This is a genomic window from Pseudomonas sp. MT3 (assembly GCF_054720805.1).
Genome location: NZ_JBTVPY010000015.1, coordinates 140,937 through 150,911, shown reverse-complemented (window position 1 = coordinate 150,911; position 9,975 = coordinate 140,937). Strand labels below are relative to the sequence as shown.

Here is a 9,975-nt window from a genome sequence, read left to right as displayed (position 1 = left end):
ACAGGCTCCTACCCTACGCCATACAAGCGAGCTTGCTCGCGAACCAGGCTCCGCTGCGGAAGCTGTTCGCGAGCAAGGGCTAGGCGCCCCCCTCGGTCCTACGAAGAGCAAAAAGCCCCGCCGAGGCGGGGCTTTTGCTTACGCGAACCGGCGATCCATCAGGACGACAGGTAAGCCGAGCGGGTCAGCCCCAGGCGCAGCGCGTCGAGGAACTGGGTACGCTCGCGCGCGGTGAGCTTGGCCCCGGCGACCTTGTCGCGGTAGTGGGTCATCAGTTCCTCGGGCGACAGGTGCACGTAGCGCAGCATGTCCTCGATGGTGTCGTGGGTCTCGATGCCGGCGTGGTAGAAGCTGCCGTCGGCGTTCTGGTAGACGTTCACCGAGTCGGTGTCGCCGAACAGGTTGTGCATGTCGCCGAGGATTTCCTGGTAGGCGCCGACCAGGAAGGTGCCGATCAGGTAGTCCTCGCCTTCCTTCACATCGTGCACCGGCATGCTGGTCTCGATGCTCTGCTCGTCGACGTACTGGGTGATCTTGCCGTCGGAGTCGCAGGTCAGGTCCTGCAGCACCGCGCGGCGGCTCGGCTCCTCGCCCAAGCGATGGATCGGCAGGATCGGCAGCACCTGGCCGATGGCCCAGGTGTCGGGCAGGCTCTGGAACACCGAGAAGTTGCAGATGTATTTGTCGGCCAGCTTGTCGTTGAGCTCGTCGAGCACCTGGCGGTGCGAACGCTGGTGCGCCTTGAGCTGGTTGTGCAGGCGACGGCAGATAGCGAAGTAGCACTGCTCGGCCAGGGCCTTCTGCGCCAGGCTGATCTTGCCCTCGGCGTACTGCGCGGCGGCGTCGCTCATGTAGTGGGTGGCGCGCCAGTAGGTCTCGGTGACCATCTCGGCGTCGGTCGGGCCGAGCAGGTCGGCCAGCCACTGGACGATCTCCGGCTGTTCGGCGAGGTCGGTGATCTTCGGCACTTCGTCGTTGTGGCGCTCGACGTCGGTGACCTGGGTGATCAGCACCGCGTGGTGCGCGGTCAGCGCGCGGCCGCTCTCGGAGAAGATGTGCGGGTGCGGCAGGCCCTGCGCGTCGCAGAACTCCTTGAGCATGCCCACCACGACACCGGCGTAGTCGTCGATGTCGTAGTTGATCGAGCTGGCGTTGCGCGAGTGGGTGCCGTCGTAGTCAACGCCCAGGCCGCCGCCGACGTCCACGTGGTCCACCGGCAGGCCGAGGGCGCGCAGTTCGCCGTAGTAGCGGATGGCTTCCTTGAAGCCGTGCTGGTAGTCGGCAAGATTCGCGATCTGCGACCCCATGTGGAAGTGCAGCAGGCGCACGCCCTGGTCCAGGCCAGCGGCGCGGAAACGGTCGACCACCGACAGCAGCTGCGCGGCGGACAGGCCGAACTTGGCCTTCTCGCCACCGGTGTCCGCCCACTTGGAAGAAGCCAGCGAGGACAGCCGCACGCGCAGGCCGACCTGGGGCAGCACGCCCACGTTGGCGGCCTCCTCGATCACCAGTTGCACCTCGGATTCCTTCTCGATCACGATGAACACGTTGTGGCCGAGCTTCTGCCCCATCAGCGCCAGCTTGATGAACTCGCGGTCCTTGTAGCCGTTGCAGACGATGGTGCCGCCCTTGGGCGCCAGCGCCAGCACCGCCATCAGTTCGGGCTTGGAGCCGGCTTCCAGGCCGATGGAGACGTTCTGCGTGGCGATGATGCTTTCCACCACCGCTTCCTGCTGGTTCACCTTGATCGGGTACAGCGCGGTGTAGCGGCTGCCGTATTCGAGACGCGCGATATTGGCGTCGAAGGCGCCGGTGAGCTTGCGCACGCGGTCCTGGAGGATGTCCGGGAAGCGCACCAGCAGCGGCAGCGACAGGCCCGCCTCGCGCAGCTGCTCGACCAGCCCGTGCAGATCGATCGGCTGGGCATCGGCGCCCTGCGGGCGAACTTCCACGTTACCGGCGTCGTTGATGGCGTAGTAGCCAGCGCCCCAGTGGCGAATTCCGTAGATGCTGCGGCTGTCTGCCACGGTCCAGTTGCTGCCGTCGTCTTTGCGGGTCCGTCTAGCGGCCATGCGGGGTGGTCTCCTCAAATTGCGCGAATGTGTGCAGGCGCCCGCCCGGCGTGCGGGTGAGTCGTCAAGGCCTGGTGGAGTAAACCTAGCCGGGCCTCGTGACGTTGCCGTGTTGACCGCCGGGCTTGGCGGTAAGTTTAGGAAAATCCGACGACACGCCCAGGGCGCGCCGATAAATCTCCCATCTAGGGAAAGGGCTTGCCGGCGATGCGCTCGACGCGCATCGCCTGGAACCCGCTCTCGACAGGGGAGCAGCTTGTTGGCCGAGTGACTCAGCCGCCGGATTTCTTCGCCTTGAGGCCGCGCTTGGTCAGCTCTTCGAGCAGCAGGTCGACGTGGTCGCCCTGGATCTCGATGATGCCGTCCTTGAGTGCCCCACCCGTGCCGCAACGCTTCTTCAGCGCGGTGGCCAGGTCCTTCAGCGCATCGGCCGCCAGCGGCACGCCGGTCACCGTGGTCACGGTCTTGCCACCGCGGCCCTTGGTTTCCCGACGCACGCGAGCGATGCCATCGCCGGCCGGAATCTCGGCCTGCTTGCAGATGCACGCGCCAATGGGCTGATTGCAGTCCGGGCAATGCCGGCCGGAATCAGTGGAGTAGACGAGCCCGCCCAAGGCGGACAGGGAGGATGCTTTCTTGACCACCGGGCTTATCCCCAGGATTGGCCTCTAAGACACTGTTCATGGTTGGCTGCGCGTCGGCGGTACTGCGTTGGAAACCGTCTCGGGATGCTCATTTACTGTCGTAAACTCCGCTCCCTCGGCGCTTTCCGCCTTGTACCGCTCTAGCTCGCCACCCCTGAACCGGTCTTGCCGGCCAGGTCAACGAATGGCCGGCTGGCGCCGACCGCGACGCCCCACTCAGGCAGGGGCTGCGCAATTCCCGGCGGAGGACCCGGCCGGAAAGGTCGCGCAATTTAGCAGCATTGAAGGCAAATGCTAAGAGCGAAAATGCGTCATTGATCGGCGGTTTGGCGACATGGGCCGGCGGCGGGGAACCTGTAGGAGCGAGCTTGCTCGCGAACCGACCTCGCTGCGGGGCCATTCGCGAGCAAGCTCGCTCCTACGAAGAGCAGTCCGCAGCGGATCAATGCGTCAGAAACTCACCAGGTACTTGCGCAACGCCGCCAGCGAATCCGGGCAGTACGGCGTGCCCGCCCTGGCCTCGGCCAGCACCTGGTGCGGATCGATGAAGCGCGCTTCCATGACTTCTTCGGGCTGCAACTTCAGCGGCGCGTCGGAAACGGCGGAGAACACCGCGCACCAGAGGCGGTTGTCCGGCTGGTCGAAGAAGAACGAACCATGCTCGCGCAACTCGACGCCGGCGATACCCAGCTCCTCTTCCAACTCACGGGCGGCGGATTCGGCATAGGTTTCATCCGCCAGCACCATGCCGCCGGCGGCCGGATCCCAATAGCCGGGGTAGATCGCCTTGCTCAGCGTCCTTCGGTGTACGCACAGCTCGCCGACCGTATTGAACAGCAGGATGAAGGTGCCCCGGCCGATCAGCCCGCGCTCGCGCAGCTCCGCGCGCGGCAGGCTGCCCCTGGGTTCGTCGTTCCGGTTGACCCAGGCGACCAGCTCGGCATCCGAAGCCGCCCGGTGGGCGGCTTCCTTGTCGCTGATCCCGTCCATCATCAGCCCTGGGCCAGCAATTGGCGCAGGTCGATGATCGCGGCGTTGGCGCGGGAGATGTAGTTGGCCATCACCAGCGAGTGGTTGGCCAGCACGCCGAAGCCGCTGCCATTGAGCACCATCGGGCTCCACAGCGGCGCCTGGGCGGCCTCCAGCTCGCGGATGATCTGGCGCACGCTGACGGTGGCGTTCTTCTTCGCCAGCACGTCGGCGAAGTCCACCTCGATGGCACGCAGGATGTGCGACAGCGCCCAGGCCTGGCCACGGGCTTCGTAGAATACGTTGTCGATCTGCAGCCAGGGGGTTTCCTGCAGCTCTTCCTCGACCTGCGGCGCCTCGCCCGGCACCACCGGCGCGGTGGGCTTGATGTTGGTGTTGAGCTTCACCCGGCCGACGCTGGCCGAGAGACGCTGGGACAGCGAGCCCAGGCGGGTGGAGACGTCACCCAGCCAGTTGTTCAGGCTGTCGGCGCGGGGATAGAACTGCGCGCCCGCGGGGTCGGCGGACAGACGCGCCAGGTAGCGGTCCAGCGACTTGATGCCTTCGCCGTACTCCGACTCGGAAGACGGCAGCGCCCAGCTCTTGTTGTCGAAGTTGAAGCGCGGCTCGGCACGGGCCAGGTCCGCGTCCTCGGTGGACTGCGACTGGGAGCGGGCGAAGTCCTTGCGTAGCGCGCGGGACAGGTCGCGCACCTGGACCAGGGCGCCGTATTCCCAGCTGGGCATGTTGTCCAGCCACAGGCCCGGCGGGAAGATGTCGTTGGAGAGATAGCCGCCCGACTTGTCCAGCAGCGTGGCGACCACTTCCTTGAGGGTTTCCACCGTGGTGTAGCCGATCACCATCTGACGGCCGGAACGCTCGGCCGCGGCCTGGGCGTTCTGCTGCACGGGGAAGAGATCAGGCTCCTGGCTCCAGTACCAGCCGACCACACCGCAGACCAGCAGGTAGACGCCCAGCAGACCGCCGAGCACTCGGCTCAGCCAGGGCCCGCCGAAGTAGGCGCGCACGTCGTCCACCGAGTCATCGACGCGATCACGCACGGAGCCGCGTTTCTTCCAGTTCCACATGGCAAAGTCCTTAGCATCACGAAAACGAAGAGGGGTTGGACCCGATTCCGCCCCGGGCGTGCCCTGGCGAAACGATCCTGCCGCACAAGCATGCCGCACCCGGCGGCTCAGCGCAGCCCACCCTGCGCATGGTGCGCGGTAACGCCGCGAATTACAAAGCGCACGTCGCTTGACCGAAGGCACTGGTATTGTCATTCAGAGTTGATAGCATAGAGCCATCATCGTGTATCACGGCGGACACGCTCCGCCCCGCATGCCCAGCGTACGGCCCCGATAAAGAAGCACGCCATGAACGAGCTCGACGATCCCCCTCTCGACCGCCTCAAGCATCACTTCGCCCAGCGGGTGATCCACCAGGCCCGGCATCTGCTGGAAGTCTGGCAACGCCTGTCGCGTTCGGAGTGGAGCAGCGCCGGGATGGCCGAACTGGCCGAAGCCTGCCTGCGCCTGCAACGTTATGCCGAACGCTTCGAGCAGGCCGAGCACGCCGACCTGGGCAGGGCCATCGACCAGTGCCTGCGCGCCGTGCAGGACAACCGCGGACGCCTCTCCAGCGAGCTGATCACCGAGCTCAACCACCTGATGCAGCGCCTGTCGCGCACCGGCCTGCGCCACGGCGACCAGTTCGAGCAGACCAGCCTGCCGCCGCTGCGCAAGCCGGTCTACCTGGCCCTGCAGGACCAGGAGCGCGCCGAGCGCCTGGCCCAGCAACTGGAGTTCTTCGGCATGGCCGCGCAGCTCTGCTCGAACGCCAGCGTCTTCCGAGCCAGCATGGCCGAGCGCCACCCGGCAGCCATCGTGATGGAAATCGATTTCGCCGGCCCCGGCCAGGGTCTGACCCTGGCCGGCGAGGCCCAGGCCGGGCTCAGGCAGAAACTGCCGGTGCTGTTCTTCAGCCACGAGGACACCGACACCCCGACCCGCCTGGCCGCCGCCCGCGCCGGCGGCCAGGATTTCTTCAGCGGCGCGCTGGACGCCTCCGCCCTGCTGGAGAAGATCGAAACCCTGACCCGCGTCGCGCACTACGAACCCTTCCGCGTGCTGATCGTCGACGACTCGCGGGCCCAGGCCGCGCACACCGAGCGAGTCCTCAACAACGCCGGCGTCGTCACCCGCGCGCTGACCGCGCCGCTGTCGGTGATGGCCGAGCTGGCCGAATTCCAGCCGGACCTGATCATCCTCGACATGTACATGCCCGAGTGCCTGGGCACCGAGCTGGCCAAGGTGATCCGCCAGCACGAGCGCTACGTCAGTGTGCCGATCATCTACCTGTCTGCCGAGGACGACCTGGACAAGCAGCTCGACGCCATGAGCGAGGGCGGCGACGACTTCCTCACCAAGCCGATCAAGCCGCGCCACCTGATCGCCACCGTGCGCAACCGCGCCGCCCGCGCGCGCAGCCTGAAGGCGCGGATGGTGCGCGACAGCCTCACCGGCCTGTACAACCACACCCATACCCTGCAACTGCTCGACGACGCCCGCTTCCGTGCGCGCCGCGAGGGCCGGCCGCTGACCTTCGCGATGCTCGACATCGACCACTTCAAGAAGGTCAACGACACCTTCGGCCATCCGATGGGCGACCGGGTGATCAAGAGCCTGGCGCTGTTCCTCAAGCAGCGCCTGCGCAAGACCGACCACATCGGCCGCTACGGCGGCGAGGAGTTCGCCGTAGTGCTGCCCGACACCGACGCCGCCTCGGCGCGCCGGGTGCTGGAGGAAATCCGCCAGCGCTTCGCCGACATCCACTACCCTGCGCAACCCGGCGACCTGACCTGCACCTTCAGCTGCGGCATCGCCGAACTGGACGAGGACATGGACATCAAGACCCTGGCCAAGCAGGCCGACGAGGCGCTGTACCGCGCCAAGCACGGCGGTCGCAACCGGGTGGAAGTGTTCGGCTGATCCGCGCGCGGTGCTCTGCCGCGCCGTGCCCCGACGAACTAATGGCACTCTGTCATCAGCCAGTAACCAAACTGCAATAGGGTCAGGCTCGCCGTTTTCCGCTGTCGGTCGAGACCTGCCATGCGCCTCAAGCTGCTCACCAACCTCAACACCTTCCTGCTCCTGCTCGTGTGCCTCGCGCTGGGCGCCACCCTGTGGTGGTCGCAGCGCGCGCTGGAGCGTCCCTTCACCCTGATGGACCGCTACCTGGGGCTCTCCCAGGGCTTCGAGCATCAGGTGGCGCAGAACATCCAGGCCTACCTCGCCAACGGCGACGCGCTGAAACAGAAGGCCGCCCAGCAGGCGCTGGACGAACTGGCCCTGGGACTGCCGCAGTTGCCGGACAGCCTCAGCCAGTTGCTCGGCCAGCGCCTCGACGAGTTGCGCCAGTTCAGCGGCAACCAGTTGCTCGCCGCCGGCAAGCTGGCCGGCGACCCACAGGGTCTGCTGCTGCAGGCCGAACGCGACCTGCTGGCCGCGCTGGACCAGCTCGGCGCCTATGCCGACGCCAGCCAGCACCCCGCCGCCGCCGAATACCGCACCCCGCTGCTGCAGGCCAGCCTGCACCTGACCCGCCTGGCCCACGCCCGCGCCAAGCTGGTGGAAAGCGGCAACCCGGCACTGGCCGAGGACACCCAGCGCGAGCTGGAGAGCCTGCGCCAACTGGCAGAACGCATCGACGCCCTGCCCCTGCTCGGCGTCCTCGAACAACAGGCCTCAGCCTCCGACGACTTCGCCGCGATGATGGGCCTGGAATCCCAGCCGGCCGCCGAGGCGCAGAGCGAGGACCGTGGCGTCACCTTGAGGCGCGATCTCGCCAGCGTGCTGCGCCGCTACCCCGACGAACTGAACCGCACCCGCCAGTTGATCGCCCAGCGCCAGGAGCTGGCCAACGCCACCGCCCAGCGCCTGGGCGCCGTGCAGCAGGCCCTGGCGACCCTGGAGCCGCAGGTCCGCGAGGAGCGCTCGAAGATCCAGGCGCAGGTGCGCGTCATCCAGGGCGCGCTGATCGCCCTGATCCTCGCCACCGCGCTGCTCATCGACACCCTGCAGCGCCGCCTGGCGCGCGTGCTCGGCCAGTTGGTGCCGGCGCTCTCGACCTGGGCCCGGGGTGATTTCAACCAACCCATCGCCCTGGCCACCCGTACCCGCGACCTGGTGGAACTGCAGGAATCGCTGAACCGCCTGCGCGACTTCCTCGGCACCCTGGTCGGCACCATCCACCAGCGCGCCGAGGAAGTGGCCGGCAGCAGCCGCGCCCTGGCCGAACTCAGCGGCGGCCTGCACGCCGGTGCCGAGCGCCAGGCCAGCGACACCGGGGAAATCCGCGATGCGCTGGGCAACATGGAAGCGGCGATCCGGCAGGTGGCCGGCGACGCCAGCCAGGCGGCCTCGGCCAGCCAGGCCGCCGGCGTGGCGGTCGAGCAGGGGCAGCGGGTGATCGGCAACAGCCTCAGCGGCATGCGCGCGCTGGTCGATGAAGTGCAGAACAACGCCCAGGCCATCGAGAACCTGGCCGAGGAATCGGCCACCATCGGCAACGTGCTGGGGGTGATCCGCTCCATCGCCGAGCAGACCAACCTGCTGGCGCTCAACGCCGCCATCGAGGCAGCCCGCGCGGGCGAACAAGGGCGCGGCTTTGCGGTGGTCGCCGAGGAAGTGCGCTCGCTGGCCTTGCGCACCGCCGGCGCCACCGAGGAAATCCAGCAGCTCACCGCCCGTCTGCAACAGGCCGCGCGGCAATCGGTGGAGGCGATGCGCAGCCAGGTCGAGCACGCCGAAGTCACCGCCAACCAGGCCGGTGCCGCCGAAGGCGCGCTGGACGAGGTGGTCGAGGCCATCCGCACCATCGCCAGCATGGCCGAACGCATTGCCGAGGGCTCGGCGCAGCAGAGTGGCGCGGTCAGCGAGATCCGCTCCCACAGCGAGCGCATCCACGAACTGGGCAGCGAGAACCTGCGCCTGATCGGCCAGGGGCGCAGCCAGGGCGAGCAACTGCAGGAGCTGGGCGGCGCGTTGCATACCGCGGTGCGGGCGTTTCGGGTGTGAGGCCGGCGGCTCTGTTCGCGTAGGAGCGACTTCGTCCGCGATGCTCTTGTGCCGGGCGGTTCGCGAGCAAGCTCGCTCCTACAGAAAGATGCCGGAGCTCGACTTGTAGGAGCGAGCTTGCTCGCGAACGCCTTTCAGACCTGGCTCAACGCTCGCCGAGCTTGTGCCGCGCCGCGTACAGGCAAACCATCTCCATCGCCAGGGTCGCGCCGGCCAGGGCGGTGATCTCGGCGCTGTCGTAGGGCGGCGCGACTTCCACCACGTCCATCCCCACCAGGTTGATGCCGCGCAGCGCGCGGAGGATTTCCAGCGCCTGGTGCGAACTCAACCCGCCACACACCGGCGTGCCGGTGCCCGGAGCGAAGGCCGGGTCGAGGCAGTCGATGTCGAAGGTCAGGTACACCGGGTTGTCGCCCACCCGCGCGCGGATGCGCTCGGCGATGGCCTGCGGCGTGTTGCGGTGCACCTCGCGGGCGTCCAGCACCTGGAAGCCCATCACGTCGTCGTTGGTGGTGCGCAGGCCGACCTGCACCGAACGCGCCGGATCGACCAGCCCCTCGCGGGCGGCATGGTAGAACATGGTGCCGTGGTCGATGCGCTGGCAATCCTCGTCCGGCCAGGTGTCGCTGTGCGCGTCGAAGTGGATCAGCGACAGCGGGCCGTGTTTCTTCGCATGGGCCTTGAGCAGCGGGTAGCTGATGAAGTGGTCGCCGCCCAGGGTCAGCAGCGCGCAGCCGGCATCGAGGATGCGTGCGGCGTGGGCTTCGATGACCTCAGGGGTTTCCTGCGGCACGCCGTGGTCGAAGGAGCAGTCGCCGTAGTCGATCACTGCCAGGTGGTCGAAGGGATCGAACTCCCAGGGGAAGTGCCGGGCCCAGGCCATCTGCACCGAGGCGGCGCGGATCGCCCGCGGTCCGAAGCGGCTGCCGGGGCGGTTGGTGGTGGCGGTGTCGAAAGGCACGCCGCTGACCACCAGGTCGACGCCACGCAGGTCGCGGCTGTAACGGCGGCGCATGAAGCTGGTGATACCGGCGTAGGTCGCTTCGGCGGAGGTGCCGTAAAGGCTATCGCGGGTGATGGCCTGGTCGTTGTCGTGGGCTTGGTCCATGGCGTCCTCGTCGTGGTTATCGGTTGATCAGGTTTGCTCAGAACGGTCACTTCCGTAGGGCGGATAACGCTGGCGTTTTATCCGCCCTACGAAAACGCACGTAA

The 9,975-nt window shown here is 67.4% G+C and carries 6 protein-coding genes and 1 pseudogene; 2 read left to right on the top strand and 5 right to left on the bottom strand.

What is annotated here, in order from left to right:
* Positions 1 to 158: 158 nt before the first annotated feature.
* From speA to ACYCAX_RS17110, 4 genes are all read right to left on the bottom strand, one after another.
* Positions 159 to 2,072 (bottom strand): arginine decarboxylase, encoded by a 1,914-nt coding sequence (gene speA / locus ACYCAX_RS17125; RefSeq protein WP_294974378.1) that lies wholly within the window; start codon positions 2,070 to 2,072, stop codon positions 159 to 161.
* A gap of 272 nt (positions 2,073 to 2,344) precedes the next feature.
* Complete coding sequence (locus ACYCAX_RS17120; RefSeq protein ID WP_015479046.1) at positions 2,345 to 2,716, bottom strand: translation initiation factor Sui1; 372 nt, start codon at positions 2,714 to 2,716, stop codon at positions 2,345 to 2,347.
* 450 nt (positions 2,717 to 3,166) lie between these two features.
* The gene (locus ACYCAX_RS17115) at positions 3,167 to 3,709 is read right to left on the bottom strand and encodes an NUDIX hydrolase (protein WP_294974383.1); all 543 of its coding nucleotides are present in this window, start codon (positions 3,707 to 3,709) and stop codon (positions 3,167 to 3,169) included.
* On the bottom strand, positions 3,709 to 4,773 hold the full coding sequence (locus ACYCAX_RS17110) for a DUF2333 family protein (RefSeq protein WP_294974386.1): 1,065 nt from the start codon (positions 4,771 to 4,773) through the stop codon (positions 3,709 to 3,711). The genes ACYCAX_RS17115 and ACYCAX_RS17110 overlap by 1 nt, the downstream gene beginning before the upstream one ends.
* 288 nt (positions 4,774 to 5,061) lie before the next feature.
* On the opposite strand from ACYCAX_RS17110, the gene ACYCAX_RS17105 reads away from it, so the two are divergent.
* Together ACYCAX_RS17105 and ACYCAX_RS17100 are read left to right on the top strand one after the other, a co-directional pair.
* A complete protein-coding gene (locus ACYCAX_RS17105; protein ID WP_294974389.1) occupies positions 5,062 to 6,675 on the top strand; it encodes a response regulator in 1,614 nt (537 codons plus the stop codon).
* A gap of 1,572 nt (positions 6,676 to 8,247) precedes the next feature.
* A pseudogene (locus ACYCAX_RS17100) lies at positions 8,248 to 8,763 on the top strand (methyl-accepting chemotaxis protein); the annotation flags it as partial.
* A 145-nt stretch (positions 8,764 to 8,908) separates the two neighbouring features.
* Here ACYCAX_RS17100 and speB read toward each other — a convergent pair.
* Positions 8,909 to 9,871, bottom strand: coding sequence for an agmatinase (speB, locus tag ACYCAX_RS17095; RefSeq protein ID WP_460248452.1), 963 nt, complete (start codon positions 9,869 to 9,871; stop codon positions 8,909 to 8,911).
* Positions 9,872 to 9,975 lie beyond the last annotated feature (104 nt).

Excerpts from the sequence above, each read along its gene's own strand:
- speA (WP_294974378.1), bottom strand. The coding sequence starts at position 2,072 with ATGGCCGCTAGACGGACCCGCAAAGACGACGGCAGCAACTGGACCGTG.
- ACYCAX_RS17115 (WP_294974383.1), bottom strand. The coding sequence starts at position 3,709 with ATGATGGACGGGATCAGCGACAAGGAAGCCGCCCACCGGGCGGCTTCG.
- ACYCAX_RS17110 (WP_294974386.1), bottom strand. The coding sequence starts at position 4,773 with ATGTGGAACTGGAAGAAACGCGGCTCCGTGCGTGATCGCGTCGATGAC.
- ACYCAX_RS17105 (WP_294974389.1), top strand. The coding sequence starts at position 5,062 with ATGAACGAGCTCGACGATCCCCCTCTCGACCGCCTCAAGCATCACTTC.
- speB (WP_460248452.1), bottom strand. The coding sequence starts at position 9,871 with ATGGACCAAGCCCACGACAACGACCAGGCCATCACCCGCGATAGCCTT.